22 protein-coding genes and 5 pseudogenes are annotated in these 22,394 nt (G+C 57.7%); 12 read left to right on the top strand and 15 right to left on the bottom strand.

All coding sequences use genetic code 11. The annotated features are described in order from the left end of the window. The first annotated feature begins 25 nt into the window (after positions 1-25). Both K8374_RS08940 and K8374_RS08935 read left to right on the top strand, forming a co-directional pair. Positions 26-1,462 (top strand): coniferyl aldehyde dehydrogenase, encoded by a 1,437-nt coding sequence (locus tag K8374_RS08940; protein WP_224458717.1) that lies wholly within the window; start codon positions 26-28, stop codon positions 1,460-1,462. Between the two features lie 161 nt (positions 1,463-1,623). Then, positions 1,624-2,631: an acetoacetate decarboxylase (ADC) gene (locus K8374_RS08935; protein ID WP_411969614.1), complete on the top strand. Its 1,008-nt coding sequence runs from the start codon at positions 1,624-1,626 to the stop codon at positions 2,629-2,631. 61 nt (positions 2,632-2,692) lie between these two features. On the opposite strand, the gene K8374_RS08930 is transcribed toward K8374_RS08935, so the two are convergent. Continuing rightward, the gene (locus K8374_RS08930; RefSeq protein WP_224458716.1) at positions 2,693-3,133 is read right to left on the bottom strand and encodes a MerR family transcriptional regulator; all 441 of its coding nucleotides are present in this window, start codon (positions 3,131-3,133) and stop codon (positions 2,693-2,695) included. Positions 3,134-3,459: 326 nt separating this feature from the next. On the opposite strand from K8374_RS08930, the gene K8374_RS08925 reads away from it, so the two are divergent. Then, the gene (locus K8374_RS08925; protein ID WP_224458715.1) at positions 3,460-4,392 is read left to right on the top strand and encodes an NAD-dependent epimerase/dehydratase family protein; all 933 of its coding nucleotides are present in this window, start codon (positions 3,460-3,462) and stop codon (positions 4,390-4,392) included. A 38-nt stretch (positions 4,393-4,430) separates the two neighbouring features. Here the strand turns inward: K8374_RS08925 and K8374_RS08920 are convergent, their stop codons facing one another. Continuing rightward, complete coding sequence (locus tag K8374_RS08920) at positions 4,431-5,534, bottom strand: saccharopine dehydrogenase family protein (RefSeq protein WP_224458714.1); 1,104 nt, start codon at positions 5,532-5,534, stop codon at positions 4,431-4,433. A gap of 606 nt (positions 5,535-6,140) precedes the next feature. Here K8374_RS08920 and K8374_RS08915 point away from each other — a divergent pair. Next, complete coding sequence (locus K8374_RS08915) at positions 6,141-6,971, top strand: alpha/beta fold hydrolase (RefSeq protein WP_224458713.1); 831 nt, start codon at positions 6,141-6,143, stop codon at positions 6,969-6,971. A 135-nt stretch (positions 6,972-7,106) separates the two neighbouring features. Here the strand turns inward: K8374_RS08915 and K8374_RS08910 are convergent. Continuing rightward, positions 7,107-7,448 (bottom strand): annotated as a pseudogene (locus K8374_RS08910) (inovirus-type Gp2 protein); the annotation flags it as partial. Next, positions 7,447-8,014: pseudogene (locus K8374_RS08905) on the bottom strand (IS5 family transposase); the annotation flags it as partial. The pseudogenes K8374_RS08910 and K8374_RS08905, both read right to left, overlap by 2 nt. Positions 8,015-8,622: 608 nt before the next feature. On the opposite strand from K8374_RS08905, the gene K8374_RS08900 reads away from it, so the two are divergent. Then, entirely contained in the window at positions 8,623-9,909 is a 1,287-nt protein-coding gene (locus K8374_RS08900; RefSeq protein WP_224458711.1) for a hypothetical protein, read from the top strand. 277 nt (positions 9,910-10,186) lie between these two features. Here K8374_RS08900 and K8374_RS08895 read toward each other — a convergent pair. From K8374_RS08895 to K8374_RS08850, 10 genes and pseudogenes are all read right to left on the bottom strand, one after another. Beyond that, a pseudogene (locus tag K8374_RS08895) lies at positions 10,187-10,384 on the bottom strand (hypothetical protein); the annotation flags it as partial. A gap of 217 nt (positions 10,385-10,601) precedes the next feature. After that, positions 10,602-10,775 (bottom strand): annotated as a pseudogene (locus K8374_RS26220) (phage tail length tape measure family protein); the annotation flags it as partial. A gap of 840 nt (positions 10,776-11,615) precedes the next feature. Next, positions 11,616-11,867, bottom strand: coding sequence for a DUF1799 domain-containing protein (locus K8374_RS08885; protein WP_224459295.1), 252 nt, complete (start codon positions 11,865-11,867; stop codon positions 11,616-11,618). Between the two features lie 62 nt (positions 11,868-11,929). After that, on the bottom strand, positions 11,930-12,313 hold the full coding sequence (locus tag K8374_RS08880; RefSeq protein ID WP_224455875.1) for a phage tail assembly chaperone: 384 nt from the start codon (positions 12,311-12,313) through the stop codon (positions 11,930-11,932). Positions 12,314-12,322: 9 nt separating this feature from the next. Further along, complete coding sequence (locus tag K8374_RS08875; RefSeq protein ID WP_224455876.1) at positions 12,323-12,976, bottom strand: phage tail protein; 654 nt, start codon at positions 12,974-12,976, stop codon at positions 12,323-12,325. Between the two features lie 38 nt (positions 12,977-13,014). Further along, positions 13,015-13,443 carry a phage tail terminator-like protein gene (locus tag K8374_RS08870; protein WP_224458710.1) on the bottom strand — a complete coding sequence of 143 codons (429 nt, stop codon included), beginning with the start codon at positions 13,441-13,443 and terminating at the stop codon, positions 13,015-13,017. Then, positions 13,440-13,880, bottom strand: a complete 441-nt coding sequence (locus K8374_RS08865) for an HK97 gp10 family phage protein (RefSeq protein ID WP_224458709.1) — start codon at positions 13,878-13,880, stop codon at positions 13,440-13,442. Before K8374_RS08865 ends, K8374_RS08870 begins: the two co-directional genes overlap by 4 nt. A gap of 760 nt (positions 13,881-14,640) precedes the next feature. Continuing rightward, entirely contained in the window at positions 14,641-14,937 is a 297-nt protein-coding gene (locus K8374_RS08860) for a hypothetical protein (RefSeq protein WP_224458708.1), read from the bottom strand. Continuing rightward, positions 14,934-15,260: an MFS transporter gene (locus K8374_RS08855; RefSeq protein WP_224459294.1), complete on the bottom strand. Its 327-nt coding sequence runs from the start codon at positions 15,258-15,260 to the stop codon at positions 14,934-14,936. Before K8374_RS08855 ends, K8374_RS08860 begins: the two co-directional genes overlap by 4 nt. A 1,108-nt stretch (positions 15,261-16,368) precedes the next feature. Further along, positions 16,369-16,788 (bottom strand): hypothetical protein, encoded by a 420-nt coding sequence (locus K8374_RS08850; RefSeq protein ID WP_224458707.1) that lies wholly within the window; start codon positions 16,786-16,788, stop codon positions 16,369-16,371. Between the two features lie 10 nt (positions 16,789-16,798). Here K8374_RS08850 and K8374_RS08845 point away from each other — a divergent pair. From K8374_RS08845 to K8374_RS08825, 5 genes and pseudogenes are all read left to right on the top strand, one after another. After that, a pseudogene (locus K8374_RS08845) lies at positions 16,799-17,065 on the top strand (siphovirus Gp157 family protein); the annotation flags it as partial. A 7-nt stretch (positions 17,066-17,072) separates the two neighbouring features. Next, on the top strand, positions 17,073-17,591 hold the full coding sequence (locus tag K8374_RS08840; RefSeq protein ID WP_224458705.1) for a hypothetical protein: 519 nt from the start codon (positions 17,073-17,075) through the stop codon (positions 17,589-17,591). Between the two features lie 72 nt (positions 17,592-17,663). After that, the gene (locus K8374_RS08835; RefSeq protein WP_224458704.1) at positions 17,664-18,029 is read left to right on the top strand and encodes a hypothetical protein; all 366 of its coding nucleotides are present in this window, start codon (positions 17,664-17,666) and stop codon (positions 18,027-18,029) included. Further along, entirely contained in the window at positions 18,004-18,573 is a 570-nt protein-coding gene (locus tag K8374_RS08830; RefSeq protein WP_224458703.1) for a hypothetical protein, read from the top strand. Before K8374_RS08835 ends, K8374_RS08830 begins: the two co-directional genes overlap by 26 nt. Positions 18,574-18,933: 360 nt before the next feature. After that, positions 18,934-19,572: a hypothetical protein gene (locus tag K8374_RS08825; protein ID WP_224458702.1), complete on the top strand. Its 639-nt coding sequence runs from the start codon at positions 18,934-18,936 to the stop codon at positions 19,570-19,572. Between the two features lie 68 nt (positions 19,573-19,640). On the opposite strand, the gene K8374_RS08820 is transcribed toward K8374_RS08825, so the two are convergent. After that, positions 19,641-20,381, bottom strand: a complete 741-nt coding sequence (locus K8374_RS08820; RefSeq protein ID WP_224458701.1) for a hypothetical protein — start codon at positions 20,379-20,381, stop codon at positions 19,641-19,643. Positions 20,382-20,408: 27 nt separating this feature from the next. Here K8374_RS08820 and K8374_RS08815 point away from each other — a divergent pair, with 27 nt between their 5' ends. Next, the gene (locus K8374_RS08815) at positions 20,409-21,209 is read left to right on the top strand and encodes a hypothetical protein (protein ID WP_224458700.1); all 801 of its coding nucleotides are present in this window, start codon (positions 20,409-20,411) and stop codon (positions 21,207-21,209) included. Positions 21,210-21,467: 258 nt separating this feature from the next. After that, positions 21,468-22,391 (top strand): DNA cytosine methyltransferase, encoded by a 924-nt coding sequence (locus K8374_RS08810; RefSeq protein WP_224458699.1) that lies wholly within the window; start codon positions 21,468-21,470, stop codon positions 22,389-22,391. Positions 22,392-22,394: the final 3 nt, after the last annotated feature.

Raw genomic sequence — 22,394 nt, 5'->3', positions numbered from 1 at the left:
TTGCAATGACCTTGAGAGGTGCAAGATGACCATCGCCGCAACATCCATCCCTGCTGTCGACGCCGTAACCACGCTGCAACAGCAGCGTCATGCGTTTATCAATGACGGACCACCCACCGTCGAGCGACGCAAGGCCAACCTGATCAAGTTGCGCACGGCGGTGCTTGCCCACCGTTGCGATGTTGAGGAAGCGATCAGCGCCGATTTCGGCAACCGTTCAAAGCATGAAACAGACATCATGGAACTGCTTGGCGTGGTCCAGTCCATCGATTACTTGTTACGGCGTCTGCGCCGCTTCATGAAGCCCGAGCGTCGTCATGTCGCGGCGTTTCACCGTGCTGGTCGCGCCTATGTGGAGTACCAGCCCAAAGGCGTGATCGGCGTCATGGCGCCGTGGAACTACCCGATAGCGTTGACCTTCATCCCCTTGGCCACGGCGCTGGCAGCGGGCAATCGGGTAATGATCAAACCCTCCGAACTGACGCCACGCACCAGTGCGCTGATCCAGCGCATCCTGGCGGGTAGCTTTACCCTCGATGAGGTGGCGGTGATACTCGGCGGGCCCGAGATAGGCGCACGTTTCAGCGCCCTCCCCTTCGACCACCTACTGTTCACCGGCAGTACCCAGGTAGGCCGAATGGTGATGCGGGCGGCCAGTGACAACCTGGTGCCGCTGACCCTTGAACTGGGCGGCAAAAGCCCTGTGGTCGTGGCCCCCGGGCACGCCGGGCGCAGCGCCCTCGACAGCATCGTCTTCGGAAAACTGGCCAACGCCGGCCAGACCTGCGTAGCACCGGACTATGCCCTGGTCCATGAGGATGACCTGGACGAATTCATCGCCAAATACCACGAGGCTGTCGCCCGTGGTTATCCGCAAGGCCCCACCAGCCCGGACTACACGTCCATCGTCAATGACCGGCACTACATGCGGTTGCAGGCGCTGGTCGAAGACGCCCGCACCCGGGGCGCCAAGGTGATTGAGGCTGGCGTGACGCCGGAGCGCGCGGCAGAGCGCCCGCGGACACTGGCGCCAGCACTGATCATAGGGGCAGATGACGATGCACGGGTCATGCGCGAAGAAATCTTCGGCCCTTTGCTGCCCGTGCGTACCTACCGCTCCCTCGACGAAGCGATCGGCTACATCAACGCCAGGCCGCGTCCGCTGGCGCTCTACTATTTCGGCAATGTGGGCGCCGACAGCGAAGCGCTGCTCAGGTGCACCACCTCCGGAAATGTCGGCATCAACAACACTCTGATGCACGTCGCTGTGGACGACCTGCCGTTCGGCGGGGTGGGCCCCAGTGGCATGGGCGCCTACCACGGCATCGAGGGTTTTCGCGCGATGAGCCATGCCAAGGGTGTATTCGTCCAAGGTCGCTGGAACCTGCCAAGGCTGCTTCGGGCCCCTTTCGGAAAATTGGCCGAGTTCGCCCTCGCTTTCACCCTGCGGCCCAGGCCTTAACAGCAGGTCCAAGGGCTGGAAAAGCCGGCCCCATGGCGCCTTGACATTAAAGTTAAGTTTAAAGTTAAGGTGAATGCGTAAGTTCCACCTAGTTCGGCGCCAAGCGAGATGTCTGGTCGCATTCATCAATGCGTGATGCAATTCACCGGAGAGACTGAAAAGTGAAACTCGGAACCGTCGCCGCAGTGGCAGGTGCACTCCTGACGCCCATTGCCAACTCCACCATGGCGGACACTACCGGCATCCCAAAGCATGCCGAAACCACGATGATAGATATCGCTGGCCACCAGGTACCCGTCGTAAAAGGCGGCTTGTATGACCGATTCCGCTCCAACCCTCCACTGTCGGTGATCCAGGCCGAAGCGCCAGGCATGGACCTCAGTTGGTTCAAAGGCCTGGAAAAGACTAAGGTCGACATGGGCTTCGAGTCGTACTCGCCTAACTTCTACTACAAGAACAGCCGGGTTACGGCCGTTTACACCGCAGACCTCGATCGCCTGCGCGAGCTGATGCCCGCCGAAGTCCTCAAGCAGGTGCAACCCCTGCAGGTATGGCCGGGCCGCGGCCTGGTAGCGTTCACGGCTTACACCTACGATTATTGCGACAACGACAGCTACAACGAAATTGCCTTATCGATCATCACCAACACGCCAGGCAAGGCCAACCTCGGACCATTGAGCTTGATCGGACAATCGATGTCCAAGGACTTCTGGGGTTACGTGCTCAAATTACCGGTGAATACCGAGCTAGCCCGTGTGCGGGGCGTGGTGGGCTACAACCTGCCGAAGTGGCTGACGGCTATCGACCGCAGAGAGGACGCCGCGACCGTGTCCTACGACATCGTCGACGCGCAGACCGGCAACATCGATGTCGTCTTTAAGGCGAAGAAACTCGACGACGTATCCAGCGAAGCCGGCCTGGTGACCAACAGCTTCACCAACCTCGACCATGCTGGCCAGCTGAGCTACGGCTATGCGACGTCCCGGCAGACCCGTCATGGGTCGAGCTTGAGCGCTGACTCGGCGCACCTGGTTCTCGGCGAGGGCAGCCTGTCGACCTACATCCGTACCTTGAAGCTGGGCAAGATGGTGAAATACGAATATGTGCCAGAGTTCCAGAGCGCCCTCTATGCTCCGAAGCCGCTGGCAGCATTGAATAGCGGTGACTGAACGCTACATCCGCGCCGGCCATTGAGCCGGCGCTCTACTTCCCAACAGACGTAGGCATGCTTCATTTGGTTGGTGAAGCGCTCACCCTGTTCAAAGCGATCTCCTCGCGCAGACGGCCAAGCACACGTTGGGTGTTATCTACGCACGGCATGCCGTCTGGCTTGCTTTCAATGCCGTCGATCACCATCAGCAACTGCTCCTTGTTGCGAGCCAAGCGCTGCTGTAACACCTCGATCTCGTCGACCTTGCGCTTCAATCCGGAAAGTAGTTCGTCATGACGCCAACCTTGCGAACTCACCGGCAACAGGTGCCGGATTTCATCCAAGGTAAACCCTGCTGCCTGGGCGCTGGTAATCATCTCCAGTATCCAGACTGCATCATCTGAATAGTCGCGGTAGCCGTTGGCCTTGCGCTCAACTGATTGAATCAGTCCGCTTGCCTCGTAAAAACGGATGCGCGAAGGGGCAAGGCCCGTGATTTTCGCAAGCTCACCAATTCTCATACCACACCTTCACGGAAGTTCTGACCTTAAAGCTCACTTTAACCCCGTAATCACTAAAGAGCCCACTTGTTTACGGATCTGCGATCGTAGGGCTAATCAAATCGGCCCAACCTACCATCCCACGCCTACTCTGGCCGGGTAAACGTACGATAAGGACTTGACCTTAAGGTTTACTTCAAGCTTAAGGTAGGTGTCTGGCCTACGAGGACCTTGCTCTATCGCGCTCAAGAGCGGCAGCGACAGCATCGGGGCCGGCACAAGTAAACGGTCCATCATCATCGCAGTTAGTAGAGAGAAACCTTCTACTGAGGTTTCCAGGAGACCAAATGCAAACCGTTTTAGGCGCAACTGGCCAGATAGCCATAGAGCTGGCACGGGAACTGAACCGGACATTTACCGAAGATATCAGGCTGGTTAGCCGTAATCCGCGCAAAGTCAGCGACTCTGACACGCTGGTTGCAGCTGACTTGCTCGACGCTAGCCAGGCGGCCAAGGCCGTCAAGGGTAGCAGCATCGTTTATTTCACAGCCGGACTTCCGCCAGATACACAGCTCTGGGAAACGCAGTTTCCAGTGATGCTGCGAAACGCTCTTGATGCGGCTCGCGCATCCGATGCCAGCTTTGTCTATTTCGACAACACGTATATGTATCCGCAGGATGATCGTCTACTGACGGAGAATACGCCCTTCGAACCGGTCGGTCGTAAAGGGCGGGTTCGCGCGCAAATGGCATCGATGGTGTTGCAGGAGATGGAGCGAGGCGACATTCCTGTCGTCATAGGGCGAGCTCCGGAATTTTATGGGCCAGGCAAGACGCAGAGCATCACTAACACCTTGGTTATCGACAATCTAAAGGCCGGCAAGACACCCCGGGTCCCCGTGCGGGACGATACTCAGCGAACACTCATCTGGACCCCGGATGCAAGTCGGGCACTGGCAGCTCTGGGGAACGCAACAGACGCATACGGGCAAACCTGGCACCTTCCTTGTGACGACGAACGGCTCACCTACAAACAATTTGTCACGCTCGCTTCTCAGATTTTTGGTAAGGACGCTACTTATAAAGTTCTAGGCAAATTGACCCTGACAGCTGTAGGCCTGATATCCAAGCAAGTTCGTGAGCTGCGAGAGCTGCTGCCACGGTACGAGCACGACAACCTGTTCGACTCCTCGAAGTACAAGCAGCGTTTTCCCGATTTCAAAGTCACGACCTACCGTCAAGGGCTCACTCAAATCTTGAATGAGCTTGGTAGCAGCTGAGACGGACTTCTAGTCCGCCTTGGCTGTGGCATTCTGACCTAGCTGATCTGGAGAGGACTCGATTCCGGCAGCTGGCTTACCAACCTTGAGCCAACTAATTTGGCAGGTGTGTAGGTGCCAGGCACGGGTTCAGACTTCATCAGATACTCCACGACCGCCAGTGAGCCTGTAATCGTCAAACTGTAGCCATTTGCAGTGCGGATTTTGGCGGTCTTCTTTTCTCCGCGCGCATTCACAACCTCACCCCAGACGAAAGTAGGCTGAAGGGCACGCTTTTCCTCGCTAGGCCCTTTCACCGTTCTGGCGATACGCGCCTTGATCAACCTTTGCACCCAGGCTAATCCAAGCAGCGGCCGGAAATAGTTAGCGCGTTTGGCGTTGGTGATCATGCTTGGTGAGCCCGGAATGAATACTTCAATGTTAGGAATTCCGGTGGTGTGGTAAGCGGTGGATACATCGCCCCAGGGAATAGTCATGGCATCTTTCTCGCCGTCGCCGAAGTCTATCCTGCGCACCCTGTAGGCTAGTGGCACACCTACGATTCTGCCGTCGCGGCGCACTTTACCGCCTTGCGCCAAGCCTTCGACCGAGGTCTTCGCAGTTCCTGGAGAAAATCCCGATCGAGAGTCAAAGCCTAGCGATAGGTGCGTGGCGTCGGGAAGCGCAGCTTTCAACGCGGCTGCGACACAGTCGGTCGGGATGACGTCGAAGCCCACGCCAGGACAAAGCACGACACCGGCTTGCTCGGCTCGCTTACTCAACGATTGTGCCAACTCGAATACGGCAATCTCTCCTGTTATGTCGAGATAGTGGGTGCCAGACCGCAAGCAGGCGTCCATCATTGGTGCCGCAGTGGCCGAGAATGGGCCGGCACAGTTCAGAACTAGCGACTGGCCTTGGAGCTGATCAGCCAGCACTGAAGCATCACTAAGTCCGAATGCACAAAACTCCAACCCCAATTCATGGGCAAGCGCTTGAATGCTTTCCCGGTTACGTCCGGCCACAATGGGCCTAAAGCCTCGGCGTACGGCCTCGCGAGCAATGAGCTCCCCCGTATAACCGTTAGCGCCGTAAATCATCCAGCGCATCTCAGCTGCCGTATTGATTTTTGATCCCATGCCATCGTTTCCTGATTCGTTCATGACCAAGAGCTTAGTAGCTGACCCCCACCAAGAAATTTGCTCTTACATCTCGGTCTCCGTCTCGGTCTCGGTCTACTCGCCAAAACCTGAACGGTGACCATCCTGCGGATGGCCGCTCTATCGGTCAGAGGCAAGCGATGAAGCACTTCGCATAGCGACGGATTGCAGGTGCCAGCGGTCCCGGGAGCGTAACGTTCAAGCAAACTTTAATGTCAATCGAAGTTTTCCACCAGAGTCAGTGATGGTGCTCAAATCAGGTTTGATCTTTCTCTGCACCGACTATCTGCCGCAGCCATCCATTTATCTGTACCGAAGGGCGAGCGTTTCGAGCTGTCCTATTCTCACTCTGGCCTTTAAGGCTTGATCTTAAAGTGCACTTCAACCTTACAGTGACCAAAGGACGAATATGCTGATTGACCAAGGAAGGTTCCCTGAAGATTCGCACCGTTCAGGGGCATGGAAAGAAAAGGTGGTCACGCGCCAGATGGCTTAGCAAGCAGCATGAGCCTCAGATCGCCGAACAAGAGGGAGCAATACTCGCCTAACAAGCGGTGTCGGCTGCTATGCGGCACTCACCGAACACCACCGAATCCAGGAGACGCAAACATGGGATACGTCACGACAAAGGACGGAGTTGAAATCTTCTACAAAGACTGGGGGCCCAAGGATGCCCAGGTAATCCATTTCCATCATGGCTGGCCGCTCAGCGCTGATGACTGGGACGCCCAGATGCTGTTCTTCCTCGCCAAAGGCTTCAGGGTCGTGGCCCACGATCGACGGGGTCATGGACGCTCAAGCCAAGTGTGGGACGGTCACGACATGGACCATTACGCCGACGATGTGGCTGCGGTGGTCAATCATCTCGGTACTCAAGGAGCCATTCATGTCGGTCACTCCACCGGTGGCGGAGAAGTGGTGCATTACATTGCCCGTCATGGTGAAGACCGCGTTCTCAAGGCTGCCATCATCAGCGCTGTACCACCACTAATGGTGAAAACTGATAGCAATCCGGGTGGTTTGCCCAAGCAGGTTTTCGACGACCTCCAAGCCCAGCTCAAGGCTAATCGCGCTCAGTTTTACTATGACGTGCCGGCGGGACCATTCTATGGCTACAACCGTCCAGGTGCTAAGCCCTCAGAAGGTGTCATCTGGAACTGGTGGCGCCAAGGCATGATGGGATGTGCCCAAGCTCATTACGACGGAATCGTCGCATTCTCGCAAACGGACTTCACCGAAGATCTGAAAAAAATTACCATCCCGGTATTGGTGATGCATGGTGACGACGATCAGATTGTTCCATATGAGGATGCTGGCGTTCTTTCTGCAAAGCTGCTTCAGAACAGCACGCTGAAAATTTACCCAGGGTACCCACATGGGATGCCAACCACTGAAACCGATACGATCAACGCCGATCTCCTTGCCTTTATTCGAGGCTGATCAAGCCCAGGAGCCAGGTTGGTACCTGGCTCCTTTTCCGTTTTTTCGGCCGCTCAGGCCCGCTCGCGCGCTTCAAGCTAGTGCAATCCGCAAACCCGAACTTTGGACGCCATAGGAATGTCGCCATTCAAGTTGCTATGAGCCAGAGCCCCTACTGGTGTCAAATACTCGCTGGCGATCCCCGTAGGACTTCGTTGCCTTCTTGCACAGGTAGCTGGCTCTGTAGAATAGCGCTGGCAGCTCATCGACCTTGCCACAACGGATCTCGCGGTCAACTCGATACTCAGCATTGTCCGGGATGTGCATCTGCCCTCTCACTTGCTCGATCGATACCCCCAACGCACTAGCCCAGGACTCTTCCATACGGCTGATCATGTTCACCCTCTCGGAACCCAGACGCCCTACCGTGTAATAAGCATCACGGTTCAACAGAATCAGCACGTGGTAATGGGGCCTACCGCCCTGCGGAACCTCTCTAGGCTCTGTACGAAAAGAGATGTCGCAAACACCGCATGGAACAAGCCAGTGAGACCATGGCGGCATAGCTTTTCGCCAGCTTGTCGAAGCGTGTCACGATGCGACGGTTCTCTTTCAGCCAGCCAAACATGCGCTCGATGATATTGCGCTGTCGGTATTTGGGCCGATCAAACAGTCTGGGTAAGCCTGGCTTGGGCTTGCGCTTCATCGAGCGCAGCGGGATGACGGGTTGCATTCGGTATTGGTCGCAATAGCGGCGAAGTGCCTCAGCGTCGTAGCCCTTGTCGGCAAGCAACCATTTACAGCGCTTGCGCGGGCGGCCACGTTGGCTCGATGGAATGCTGACCTCGCCCAGCAATGGCTGGGCATAGCTGATATCACTGGCTTGACCGCCAGAGAGGAGGAAGCGCAACGGTGTCCGTTGGCGTCGCAGAGCATATGGATTTTGGTTGTCAGTCCGCCACGACTGCGGCCTAAAGCGTGATCGGCTGGCTCGTCAGGCCCCCTTTTTTCCCGGCACCAGAAGACGCTCGGGTTGCGCGTACAGCGGTTGAGTCGATCATCCAGGCACATCCCAGGCCTCGTCCGAGAGTTCGTAACGCTTTGCCATCACAGAATTCCTTTCCGTCGATGGCGTGGGACTCTACAAAAACTCAGCGTTCGAGGGGCGGCGATTGGGTCTCGGGATTTCGTACAGAGCCTAGCGATCTCTAAGTGGGTATAAACATGGGTAGAAAAACCACCACCCACAAAAAAGCCCCATTTTCAGGGGCTTTGATGAAGAATATGGCGGAAGCGTAGAGATTCGAACTCTAGGATAGTTGCCCATCGACGGTTTTCAAGACCGTGGTACAAGCGCCCGATCCGTGCGGCGTCAGCGACGAAATCGATTCCAAAACAAGGGCGAAACGGCTCGGCTACAGGCCTCACATTTCAAGGGTCGCCGCTTCGGTTTTGGAATCGATTTGACTGCCATTGGCATGGTACGACTGCATACCTGAATGTAGCGCTGGACCAAGGTCCAGACCTCGGACGCGGCGCACAATTCTCAGCAGTTACCATCCATTCCTACCGGGCATGCAGATCTGGAAATCACGTCATAGGATCCGTTGACTTCCGTCAGCCCATTGATGGCACAATTACCTCATTTCGCATCTCGCGCCCTGGAGCTGCCATGAAGGTTCATGAAGTCTTTGGTATTCAACCCGCTCTCTCCGAGCATTCCTACGTCGACCGAGGAAACCTCGACAAGGCTTTGGCGAAGCTGCTAGAGCGGCGGCAGACCCACATTGCAATACGCGGCGCCTCGAAATCTGGAAAGTCATGGCTCCGCCAACGGGTTCTCAAGGACCCAATTGTGGTGCAATGCCGTTTCCAATACACCACGCTCGACATCTATCGTGATGCCCTCGCTCGCCTTGGTATTCGACTAGAGGTAGAGCAATCCAGCGCAAATAAGCTGGGAGGAAAAATCACCGCGTCGGGCGAAGCAGGCCTTAAGCTGATAGCCAAAGTGCAAGGCGCAGGGGAAATCAATTACGTTCACGAAACTTCCGAAAAGACTAAGATCGTTGGCAAAGACACCTCTGACCTTGAGTTCATTGCGGCTCTGATTCGTGAATCCGGGAAAACCCTGGTTATTGAAGACTTTCATTACCTTCCAGAAGCCGAACAGCGAAAATTCGCATTCGATCTTAAAACCCTTTGGGATTACCAGACCTTTGTCGTCGTTGTTGGGGTATGGATCAGTTCCAACATGCTGATCACACTCAACCCCGATTTATCAGATCGAATGGAAGAGCTGTCTGTAACTTGGTCGATTCCTGAGCTCTGCCAGGTCCTTAATAAAGGCTGCAACGTTCTGAATATGCGCATGAAGGTGTCGGTAAGTAGCCTGCTAGCGGAAATTTCGTACGGTAGTGTTGGCCTCCTCCAAAAACTCACCCTGCGCTACATTGATGACGAGCTTGATATAACCGACGGAGGTCCAGCGGGGAGTGAAATACTCCTTGAAGATGAGGGCAAAGTCCAAGACGCTGCGATGCATGTGGCAGATCAGCTAAATCAGCTTTACCAGAGTTTTGCCCGGCAGGTCAGTGAAGGCATCCGAAGACGCGCCAATGCCACCGGCATTTACGCTCATGCCATGGCGGCGATCATGGACGCGGACGACCAATCCCTGACCGAAGGGCTCAGCGCTAAGAGAATCCACACCGCCGCGCATGCCCGGCAAAACCGAATCCAACTCCCTAATCTCAAATCAGCTCTTGTCAAGTTTCCCGAGCTTCAAGTCGATGCTGATGGGCGTGGCCTAGTACTTGCGTATGACTCTCAGAATGAACTCGTAAGCGTTGTTGACCGACAGCTGTTGCTTTACCGCCGCTATGCCACCGTGAGGTGGCCATGGGAGGAAATCATCGCAGAAATTGGCGAAAAGGAAGAGGCATTCCAAGGAAACTAATCAAGAACTGTTCTTGACATGATAACTTTAAACAGTACGAGCCAACTGTACATCCAGCACAATCCTGTACTGCAGCAGTAGCGTTTAGATAAGCCAACAGGCCGCGCAGCAAGCGGCCTTCGCGCTTGACGCATCTAATACTTTTCGCCGGGTTTCCGCGACTTTCGGCCAGTAAAAGCGGGAAGCAATCATGCAGTATTAGACAGGGCAATCCCCTCCTTTCGGCGTTCTGCCGACCCGCCTCCAGCCCTGAAAGGCGTCACCCTTCCCCTTCGTTTTCATGCTCGACCAGCGCCCACAACCGGGCCGCTTCGGCGAGCTCCAGCATGTCGACCAGCTCGCCCTCGCCTACTTCCCGCCGCCGATGTGCGGCCTTGGCCATCTCCGACAGGACGGCGGCTCGCCCGTCCGGGTCTGAGACCAGGGCGAACTGATCGTGCAGCTCGTCGAGCCAGGCGCGCGGTAGGTCAGTCATCGTAATTTCCCGCTGCACGGCACCACCAGGATTGCGCGTAGAGCACACCATCAACCTCCTCGACACCGGTTATGTTCATCCCAAGCTGGGCCATGCCGTTGACGCAGGCGTCGTGGAGCCTCGGTATAACTTCACCACTCGGCAGCGGAGTGAACATATATCCAAGTGCTGCTGCGGCGACAGCCGACACGGTAAGGGGATTGACCAGCCCAAGGATGTAGCCGCCCAAGGCCTTAGCGGCAGGGATGATCCCACCGAACATATCCTTGAGCTGTCCGCCTTGCTGCAAGGCAACCATCATGATTGGCTGGCCAGCGGCGATCGACGTGAAGATATCAGTGAACTGAGCCGGCACACCTCGCAACGCTGCAGCGGTAGCCTTTGCAGTCATGCCAGTGCGGCTCAGCGCGGTATCGGCGCTGCCAAGAGCTGTGCGGGCCTGGTCGATCTTTGCTTGGTACTCGCCGAACGTTTCCGCATCGAGCGCGCCACTTGCGCGGAAGCCCTTCAGCTTCTGCTCCATCTGGTCCAAGCGGCTCATTGCTGCGACGGTCGGGTCGATCTTGCCAAGCAGCTCATCAAGCGCCTGGCCTTCTTCCCGATGCGCGCCCGCGGCCTTCTTCGCTGCCTCCGCCTGGCGCTCTTCCGTAGCGATGAGGGCCTGGGCCCGGCTGTTGATGGATGCCTGACGGCTGGCACTGTCCGATAGCACGGCGTTGGCTTGAGCGGTGACCTCGGCGCTCTGCTCAATCGCCCGGTTCAGCGACTGCACATACTGACTGGCCTCCAGCGAGGCCTTAGCCACGGCCAGAATCCTGGCCTGCTGCTCGTCAGCAGACTCCGCAGCGCGTCGGCCGGCTTGTGCACCGGCATCGGCGGCGCTGGTGAGCCTCTCCTGCACCTTGCCCGCCTGCGCGGCCTCGGCCCGGAAAGCTCCCATGTTCGCCGCGGCACTGCTGAACGCCGTGGAAGCGCTGGTAACGGCGCGCCCAACGGTGGCCATCTGCTGAGCCAACTCGGTCTGCTTGGCGTTGAGCGCCTGCAGCTCCTGCACGATCTGCCGGGTGTCACCCTGCAGGCTGCCCAAGGCAGTCTCCCAGGCGCGCCCGGTTCGCCCAGCCGACTCCTCGCTACGCTTGCCGGCGTCCGTCAGCTGATCGAGGTTATCCTTAGCCTCGACGGCATCACCGGAGTCGATCTGAAGACCGAGAGAGGCAATAGTGGTCATGGTCTACTCCATGGATTCGGCCATGACGGCCAAGGCCTCAACCTCCATAACGCGGAGATCGGGGAAAATGTCGGTGAGGTCGCGGCGCTTGATGCCGAGCATTGAGGCGGTTGCAGGGATGGCGGTGTAGTCCAGGCCTGACGGGCCGCCCGAAGCCACCCGCCACTGCGTGCCCAGCGCATCGAACAGGCGGAAGGCAGGCCATGAATCTGGCCAGACCTCCACTACCTCCTCCTCGATGTCATCAAGGGTCAGCCCCAGCGCCGCCAGTTGCTCGGCGGATGGGCCTCGTTCATAGCAGGCCCGGGCCGCCGCCTTCAGTTTCCCAAGCGGGCCGGGCTGTAGGCGGCTTGGTAGGCGTCGATTACTGCCTTCGGCGCGCCGGTACAGGTGCGCACCAGGTCTACGATGGCCTCGGTGCTGAACTCGTCCTCCAAGTCCCAGCCTGTGACGATCTCGCCCAGTTGCTCGGCCTGCAGGGCGATTTCACCGGTAGTGACCTCCTCCCAAGTCGCGCCGTCCTTCTGGGCCTTTTCCGCCCAGGCGTCGCGCGCCTTGTTCCAGCGGTCGAACATTGCGGACAGGGCCACGCGGTCCATATAGCGGAACTGAAATTCCACCGGCACCGGCTCGGCACCAATACGCGGAACCTGCACCACAGCAGCGAAAGTGGGGTTCTGCGCGATCTTGATCTTCGCCATGAGGGCTCCTTACGCGCTGTAACGGGTTGGACGACCGGACAGGCCAACGCTGATGGTGCGGGTCATCAACTGGTTGCGCTCCATCGTCGGTGTGCTGGTGATGCTGACATAGCCAGGCATCAGGATCTGGCCGCCACCGGGCAGTTTCAGCCGAATCACGGTCAGCTCCTTGGAGTCGTCATAGCCTTCAACGACCGGTACGTAGAGGGCCGATGGTTGGTCCTCGACCGTCACCGATACGCTGATTGGGTTGCGGTTGGTTGGGAACTGCAGGTCGTCGTCGTTCTCGAGGTAGCCGACGGTGAGGAACTGCTGCTCACCACCGGAAACGGTGAAGCCGGTCACCTTCGAGATCTGGGTCCAGCCCGACACAGGGATCACGGAACCGGCACCGGCGCCAGCGGTGTAACGGTCGGTATTGGTGGTATCCAGGCCGGCGAGCGAGAACGCATCCGTGGTGACGTTGGTAGCCTTCGCGGCGCGGTCATTGATGAGGGCCCAGCCGGAGCTGATCAGCAGAATATCGTCGGCATCGAGGCCATGACCCACCGAGCTCGCCACTGGTGGCTTTGCATTGGTCAGGGCAGTGACAGGCACGGCAGTGCCCAGAGTGCTGGCGATCTCCAGCACAGAACCGTTTGGCAGCGGGATGCGTGCGGCCATGTGTATTTCCTCTTGGTAGCCCGCCGGGCGGCGGTTGGTTATGCCCCAGCGGGCGGTTGGTCCGCGATGCCGCGGTAGGTGAAGCTGGCCGGAACGGTGTAGGTCACCGGCTCGGTGATGGTGGGGCCTTGTTCTAACGGCTCGAGGACCATGCCCTCGAAGCCGTTGCGACTCAGCTCGCTGTCGATGCGGAACACAGTGCTGAGCTCGTCGATCAAGGCCTCAGCTGTCGCCAGCGCCTGGCCGGCCGGAGAAACGATGCTGACTTGGTAAACGCCCGTGTACTCGCATGCCTCACCGCTCAGATAGCGGCAGCTGGTGCTGGCCGGGAGCAGGAAGGCGCGCAGGTAGGTTTCGTCAGGCCCTGGCTCGAAATCCTGCTCGAAGTTCGCCACCCTGATTGGTCTGGCCGAAGCCCAGGCTGCCAGCTTGATCTCAATCGCTTGGCGAGCGCGTGCGTGGCTCATATCTTTCTCGCCTCGATCACTCTGTTCACGATGTTTTGGAAGTCGGCAATGGTCACCCTGACCATGCCTGCTGGCGCCTGAGTGCTGTGGCCGTACTCTAAGGGGATGGCATACGGGAGGTTGTTGACGATATAGGCGACCTCTCCAGTAGATAGATCTCCTACAGCCAGGAGAAGCCTGTCCAGCGTCTCGCCAGCTCCCTCAATGTCCGCGTTTTCGCCTGCGGCGGGGGTTCCTGTGCTGAACTGCCAGTTACTGCGGAACCGACCAGTATCTACCGGGGACATGGTCACAAGCCTTTGCCCCACGAGAAAAACAACATCGCGGAAGGTGAGATCCAAAGCTTCCTGAGTTGCCTCTGCGAACTGCTGCAGCTGGGCAGAAAAGCTCCCATTCAGCCCGCCATAGCGGTCTTTCATGTGCTGGCCGCGCGGCATGATCACTTCCTCAGTTGGATAGTCCAGGTCGCCTTGGCCGCATCTTGGCCAACGTTCACCACGCGGTATCCATTGATGATGTCTCCGACAGCGGGAGCGGCAGGCGTAGGCCTGCTCATTCGTGATCCTTAGCGACTTGCTTAGACCCATCCAAACCGCCAAGCAAGGTACGCGGCGATTAGCGTAACTACTAGGCTTAGGCTCGAAATGAAGATATTTTCTGCCAGAAACATGCCCAACCCGCGCTTTTTTGCTTTGTTAGGACTAGCTGGTGTAGAAAAGGCAGTTGAGTCTGCAACCCCGATACGACGAAGCCTCTCGCCCTGAACCAGCTCTGATGAATCGGTGTGACATTCTTGTATTTTGATGTCTTCAGAGTCTTTCAGGTTAAACATTGCCATAGCTAATTCTCCGAATAGCTAAAGCGAGACGTGTAACCCTTGGCAGCCACCCCGCCTCGCTGTGGCTCATGCGCTTCACATCGAGTCCGCGAATACGCTCTCCCACCACTGCCGTTCTTGTCGATAAGACTTCAACATCCGTCATTCGAATATCATCAGAATCATAAATCTCGAAAGCTGTATCGAGACCTTCCATTGTTACATTCTCAAAACTAACGTCTTTACAATTCCGTATCAGTATGCCAGTGGCCATGATTTGCGATTCGCGCCGTGAGATAGCCAAATAGTAGCACTACTCACGAGACCAAGTTCATTCAACGTGTGCCGCGTCGCTCGTCGGGGCTGTCCAACTCTGGCAATCAGCGATTGCAATCCAATACCCGACACAGCCAGGACTTGACCCGCTGCCAGTACATGACATTGAAGATGTGCCGGGCTCCGGCCAGGGCCAGGAAGGCCAGCAGGTTCGTTCCTGCGACCGAGGACGCGAAGAAAATCCGATCACTACGGGCCAGTACGGCATAGCCGCTCATTGCGATGACGGCGTAGATCACCTTGCCGATTACCCCGTCCCGAACCTTCCCGCTCAGTACGCACCAAGTCGCCCAGATAGCGATCATTCCGGACGAGGCCGCGTTGATGTACTCAAGGATCATCCCGCACCTCCCCCGAACCTAGATTTGATCAGGGACCAAAGGTCGGCGGCTTTGATTGCACGGTGAATGGCAGCGATGAGAGAGCCGCCAAAGGTTCCAAGGAGGAAGCCAACACCGGCTACACTCCGAGGCTCTACGATTCCGAAGTAAGCGCTGACCATGCCGGTCAGGTAATGCGCGCAGGCGGCGCCCGTGGTCAGGAATAATAGCCAGGCCTTTCGGTCTGTCAGGTCGTCACGGTGCCACCAGCTCGCGACTATGGCCCCTATCAGACCCGCAATAGCCCAGTCGAGTTTTTCGAGCAGGCGGTGAAAATACTCCATGCGCTCGACTCCGTAGCTGGGCATGAGAAAGTATCCCGACGCTTGGCCAGGTCACTGGATTGGAAGAAAAGGCCGGATTGAGGCCCTAATCAGGGTAGGGATCGGGCAACCGAAGGGAGCAGTACACTGGGCTGCTCAAGAAAAAGCCCAGCACTGCGCTGGGCTTGGGTCGGCGAAATAACCGGTTGCCCTACGTCAACTCATTCCCTTGGCTGATCCTCTTCCAAGGGCGGGTTTTGTTCGTCGCTTCCTCTGTCCCCGCCCTCTTCTTCGTTCATAAGAGGGTCGTCATCAGGGTCAGGGACGGTAGGTCGATCTGGATCTACAGCTGGGTCAGGTGACATAGGCATGTCTGGGTTGGCGCCGCCTTGGGCTCTGAAATCGATGCTCATCGCTGCATACCTCGAAAAGATTTGCTGGATACCGCATCTAATTCGAAACAAGGCCTCGAAGACTTGTTCGATCTATCTGAGCGCCACCGGTCGATCACAATCGGAGCCATGATAGCCTCATGCAGGCGACTAGCCTATTGCGGCTTAGGATGTTCGCTCGACACCGAATTGTTGGCGTCTACGTCCCTCATTTCCTGCTCTACCGGGGCATCATCGTTCGAATCCAACGGCAGCGTATCGTCTTTGCTCTGCGTGGCGTCGCGCTGCTTTTCATCAGCCCGAGAAGTACCGACACCTTGGAACGTTTGGACGCCCTGGCCAGACCCAGGATCTCCCGGTGGGGGATTCCAGTCTTCAGGTCGATTATCGGACCATGCTTCGCCTACACCCTGCTTGGGTTCGGACGTGGCTTTCTCAAGCCCAGATCCATGCCCCTCTCCCGTATCGGGACTCGTTGGCTGATGTTCTGGACGCGGTTCACCTGGACCACTGTTTTCGATTGCCATAGCAAATCTCCCATTTCCGACACAGTACGGCTGTGCTTAAAGTTGGGAATGGAGAGCTAGCGCAGAGTGCCTCGGCATCGACGAGCGGACACAAAAAACCCGACTCAAGGGCCGGGTTTGTGTGTCACTCCTCAACACGCGCAGGAATGACAGGATGGGACAAATTTACGACATGGCGACATGATATTGCAAGCCCTTTTTAGGCCCTTTTCATGCCGCCTCGTCGAATAGCACGCCAATCGCTTCGAGCATGTGCTGCGCCTCGACCAGCGCCTCATTCACCAGCGACTCCAGAGATGCCTTGATTGCCCGGTTCCAGCGCTGGTAAGTGCGCTCGGTCAGGCCTTGGGAGTCCCAGTTGGTCATGTCGTAGTTAGACTCAGCCAGGACGATCATCTCCCCCGGCTTCGCCTCGGCGATGGCACGGGCATGCTTGTTGGCGCGCTCAACGGCGGTGGCAGCAGCCTTGTTGCGCCAGTCCCATTGCCCTTCCCGTTCGTTCTCGCGCGGCTCAGGCGCTTTTACTTGAGACACCTTGCGCTGAATGCCCTTCGTTTGCTGCGGAACCGCCCAGACCAGCACAGCCTGCTGAGTGAAGCGCTTCGGCGCCGGGGTTGGCACGATTGCCACGAGTCGGCCAATGGAATCGATCTTGCGACCCTTGGTCATGGGCAAGGAAAAAGTGATCGTCGACAACGAGCAGGCGGTACCGGATGAACTGACGTCAGTGGTGACCAAGATCGCACCGGACAAGAACGCCATCGCCGCCAAACTCAAGGCCGACCGAGAGCATAACGAGGCCGTCCGCAAGCGCATGGCTGCCGGCGAGGACTGCGAGCACGAACTGATACCTGAGCCAAGCTGGGCGCATTTGGAGCGCGGCGAGAGTTCGATCCGCATCAAGTGAGGTGAGCATGAACCAATCAATCGACCTGGAGGCAGCGAAGGCTGCCTTCTTCGCATCTGGAGGAATCGCCATCGAGCTCGACGGCTATCAATATGTGCCGCACCGACCGCACCGCGACAACGTAGTGATCAGGGCGGCTCCGCCGAAGCCAGTAAACATGAAGGCTGTGAAGCGCGAGAAACAGCTTGCGGAGCTTCGTGAACTGGCCAAGACAATGACCTATGCCCAAGCCGCTGCACATACAGGACTTTCCAAGATGACGCTGTATCGAGCTGCGCAGGATGGCGGCTTCGCATTCCAGCCCGATCCGCGCCGCGGCCGTGGCGAAAAGAACAGGGTCTACGCCGATCCTGCTGCCGACAAAGAACTCGCCGCACAGATCGCCGAACTTCGCGATGCCGGCCTGAACCGGCACGAAGCCAAGAAGAAACTTGGCATTTCGGACCGGAAATTCTGCCGAGTCATTCACTTGTTCGGGGTCGATTACCCCAAAGCCCAGGGGAGACGATGCGACGGACCAATCTGAAGTTCCAGGTTCGCCAGCGCCGGCGGCAAGAACAGTTCCACCTCCCACCCAGCGGCCTCACGGAGCACAGAAATGCAGAAAGCACCCTCTGGAGTCGTCACTCTTCCGGCCTGGATGAATCGACCGGTCAAGAAGCTGTACATCACCCGCAGCGGCGGCCAGTACCGGCCTGATGACGTGGCCCTGGCCTTTGCGCTGAGCCTGCGCATGCACGACAGCGCCGACCACCTGCGTAGGCTTGCCAGGCGCCTGGTCGACAAGGTCTGCCTGGAGCACCAGCCGAACATGAAGCGCCTGGCCCGTGAGCCGGACGAGGCCAAGGTGTTCGACGCCGCGCTCAAGATCATCAACCGGGTGTGCGACTTGCTCAATATCGGGCCGGGCACCAGCTTTGTGCGCAATGGAGGCGATGATGGCTCTGACGCAGAAGCAGCGTGACGAGAAACGCCGCGCCAAGGCCGAGCGCCTGCAGGAAGAAGACCTGCGCTTGAAGGTTCGACCAGGGACTAAGCAGGCCCTGCTGGAACTGATGGAGTGGGCCGGGATCGAGGAACAGGGCGAGGCGATGACGCTGATGATTCATCACGTTGAAGCGCTGGGGCATCACGCGCTGTTCAGGATCGCGCGCCACGAAATCGAAGCTCACCGATCTGTGGCGCGGACTGAGCCGCTGCGGTTGTCAGCCAGGAAGCGAACCGGGCAGCACCTGCGGGCGATCTGCGGCTGGGCAGACGCCACCTGCAGCCAGATGATCGAGGCTCTGATCCACGGCATCTACGCCCTAGGTAGGCTGCACGCGGCGAAGTTTCTCACTCCACCGCGGCACGAGATCAGAATCTCGCCAAGCCTGGCCCTGGCCTTCGATAGGAAGAGCATGCTGATGATTCAGCAAGACCCAGGCGACGAAGTCATTCCTCCAAGTCGGCTTCCAGAGGCGCCCCGTGCTCTATGTAACCGAACCAATCGAATTGGCCAATCGTAGCAAGTGCTGTCGCGAGGATTTCGCGGCCAACTTCGTCGTGCTGCTCGACGCTTGGGCATAGCTCAAAGGTACAGCAGCAACTGTTGGAATCATAAAACAGTCGAATGACGCGCGATTGAAGCCCTTTTTTGGCTATCGCAACGCAGAAGTTCAGCATTTCAGCAAGCTCATATGCTTTGCCGTGTCTCGTACAGATCTCAATGCCGTGAGCGGTTAGAGCGTCTTCCGATACGGTGGATTCCCGCATTCCTTTTTCCTCAGCAGTTGGCTTCCTAGAGCCTCTCGTAATACCCCATCCCAAACCAAATTGCCACCATGCCGCATCCAGCCACGGAGGGCGGCGCATGCATGGAGAGAGCCATGAGCCAGTTCTACCTACAGGACAGCCGCAGTCATGTCGGCGACGGAATGATGTTCTGGGCCAAGGAAGGCCGCGGCTACGTGACTAACCTGGACCAAGCCGAGCTGTTCACCTTCGAAGAGGCATGTCGCCACCGTGACACCGATATCCCCTCGCCGAAGGAGTACATCGACGCCATGGCGCACTACGGCGTCGACTGTCAGCTGATGGAAGATGACAGGCGTATAGCTGGGCTACAGCCCGGCGCCCGCGTCTACGTGCACGTGCCAGGCGACTGGAACGGGAACGATGTCTACTGGGTAAGCGAACAACGTGGCAAGGTCACCGAGAACCTGCAGCAAGCGATCTGCATGGATCTGGAAAACGCCCAATTCACGTATGCCAATCATGCCGGCCAAGGCACGCGAGTATTCTGGCCGGCAGCCTACATCGAGGAGATCCGCCGGCGCCTGGTGCATCGCCAGAACGTCGACCATAAGCTGGCCCTGCGCGTGGCCGGGGTAAAGATGCCCAGGCCGCCCAAGGTCGCCAAGCGCCGCCAACCGATGCTCAATTGCTGCGGCTGCGGTCGCTTCATCAGCTGGGACGGCCGATTCCTGCACAACTGCCAGAACTGCGGCGCGAACAACTGCCCCTGACCCTCCGGCACTGCCCGCACGCGCCTAGACCTTCCTACGCAATCAAGCGACGCAAGCCACTTCGGGTGCTAGACAGGCTTTTTGGCTTGAAAACCTACAATAACATCAAGAACTTTGAAATCTAAAGCATCAAAGCGCAATGTACACACGAGCAACACAAACCAAAAAAACGCCAAAAACAAACCTACATATATTGGTATCCTGCTTGCGGAATACTGACGCATTATCATTTTATTTATCAGCTTCCTCTTAAACCGATGAGTTCCAAGACTTCTTCTGATCTCATCCTTATTATATTCTTCCTTGAAAAGATGAATTAGCCACTCTCGCCTCTTCAATCTTGATTGAACAACCGGATCAACACTTAACTCAGACTCAGCTATTTTATTGCTCAGCTTTCCGTGCGCCTTAAGCATGTTGACCAATTCAAGCTCAGCGTGCCTAGTGTTTACCTCCCAATGAGCTTGCCAATATTTCGCTCCACAAGCCATTCCCGCCTGCAGTAGAGAAACCACTAAACCTACCGCACACACCACAAAGCTAACTATTGGAATTTGTCCGCCGGACTGGCACACGCCAGCAAATAGCACCCCTTGAAATATCATAAAAAAATTATTTCGCTGTACAAGCTGTGTTATTTCGAAGTTTCTTAGCTCTAAACACAGCTCGTAAATTCTAGTCCATGCCTTTAATTCATCCGCGGCAAAATTTATAGCCTCGTCAGCAGTATTAACATTCAGCCCAGCACGCTCTAAATGCTGTAGCCCCTGTAGCTCCGGCCGGTGTGCAAGGGGTTTATCTTCAGCCATTTCTAAGTCCCTTAAGAAAATTAAATTATGTCCATAGTTAAGGCAAAAGACATCCCCTTTGCTGGAAATCCACGCATCGTCTGCCAGTTCAGTTGCGGCGCCGCTTCAGCGGTGGCCACCAAGCTTGCCCTGGCCGAGTACGGCAGCACGCACGACGTGCAGATCATCAACGCCTTCCTGGCCAACGAGCATGAGGACAACCGCCGATTCGCCCAAGACTGCGAAGCCTGGTTCGGCCAGCCAATAATAGTCCTGCGTGACGAGAAGTACGGCGCCGACGCTCATGAGGTCTTCCGTCGCGAGCGCTACATGAAAGGCCGTACCGGCGCGCCCTGCACAAAAATCCTCAAGCGTCGCCTGCTGGACACATGGAAGCAGCCTGGCGACGTGATGGTGTTCGGTTACACCGCCGAGGAGGCAGATCGCCTGGATGATTTTCGGGAGCGGAATCCAGACCGCCCAGTGATCGCCCCGCTAATTGATCGCGGCCTGGGCAAGGACGACTGCAAGGCCATCCTGCTACGCGCCGGCATCGATCTCCCACTGATGTACCGGATGGGCTACGACAACGCCAACTGCATCGGCTGTATAAAGGGTGGCGAAGGCTACTTTCGGGCTATCCGGCAGGACTTCCCAGAGCAGTTCGAGGCGCTATGCGCCATTCAGGATGACCTAGGCGAAGGCTCCTACCTGTTCCGCAACCGCATAACCAACGTGCGCTTTTCGCTACGCGAGCTGGGCGACGGCCCAGTGCGCCGCAACGAGAAGCTGCCGGCTTGCTCCTTCTTCTGCGAACTGGCCGAGGCCGACATCATCGCCCGCGCCTGACACGGAAATCCATTTTTGGGGCAGTTGGTACCCACTATTGATATTGAGAAGGCATTCCCGACTCACACACATCAATTTTTGGAGATAACCATGCCATTTAACTATTTGATTATCGCGGTCCTGTTCACTGTTGCCGGCCTGATCGGCAGCTGCAGCGGGTAACTTCTTCCACCTCCTCGCGGCCGCACCGCGGGGAGGCCTCCAACCGAAAACTTTCGCATGCGAAAACTTCCATAGGCCAAAAGGCTAGGCATCCCCATGACCACAGCAATCGACCTGTTCGCCGGCCTCGGCGGATGGAGCGCCGGCGCGCGCGCCGCAGGCGTCCAAGTTCTCTGGGCGGCAAACCACTGGCCAGAAGCCGTGAAATGGCATGCGGCTAATCACCCCAATACCCTGCACGTCTGCCAGGATTTGCACCAGGCGCGCTGGGAGCAGGTGCCGGCGCACGACATCCTGCTGGCTTCGCCCTGCTGCCAGGGGCACGCCAAGGCTCGCGGCAAGAAGTCGGGCAACCCCGAGCATGACACCTCGCGCTCGACGGCCTGGGCGCCTGTATCGGCCCTTGAGTTCCACAGGCCTCAAGCGGCGGTGATCGAGAACGTGCCGGAGTTCACCGACTGGGTGCTCTACCCGGCCTGGCTGCAAGCGATCCAAGCGCTGGGGTATCAGGCAGCACCGCACATCGTGGACTGCGCCGACCTCGGCGTGCCGCAGCACAGAGTGCGTCTGTTCATGGTGCTGACCCGCAGCAAGGCGCCGCTGATGCTGCAGTTACCTCAGGAGCGGCATGTGCCGGCGGTCAGCTTCCTCGACTTCGACTGCGGGCGATGGTCGCCCATCGAGAAGCCAGGCCGTGCCCAGGCCACGCTTAACCGGGTGAGCAACGGCCGCCAGCGCTTCGGCGACCGGTTCATCATGCCCTACTACGGCAAGGGCTCCGGCACCACAGGCCGTGACATCAACCGGCCGATCGGCACCATCACCACCCTGGACCGCTGGGCGCTGGTTGATGGTGACCGCATGCGGATGCTCAGCGCCGACGAGGCCTTGGCCGCGATGTCGTTCCCTGCTGACACCCTGCGCCCGGAGAACCACAGGCTGACCATGCATATGGCAGGCAATGCGGTTCCACCGCTGGCCGGCCAACGAGTTATCGAGGCCCTCATCGAGGCCGCTTGAAAT

Source organism: Pseudomonas sp. p1(2021b) (genome assembly GCF_020151015.1).
Lineage (GTDB): Bacteria > Pseudomonadota > Gammaproteobacteria > Pseudomonadales > Pseudomonadaceae > Aquipseudomonas > Aquipseudomonas putida_K.
Note: the sequence above shows the minus strand (reverse complement) of the source record. Positions and strands in the feature narration are given on the sequence as shown.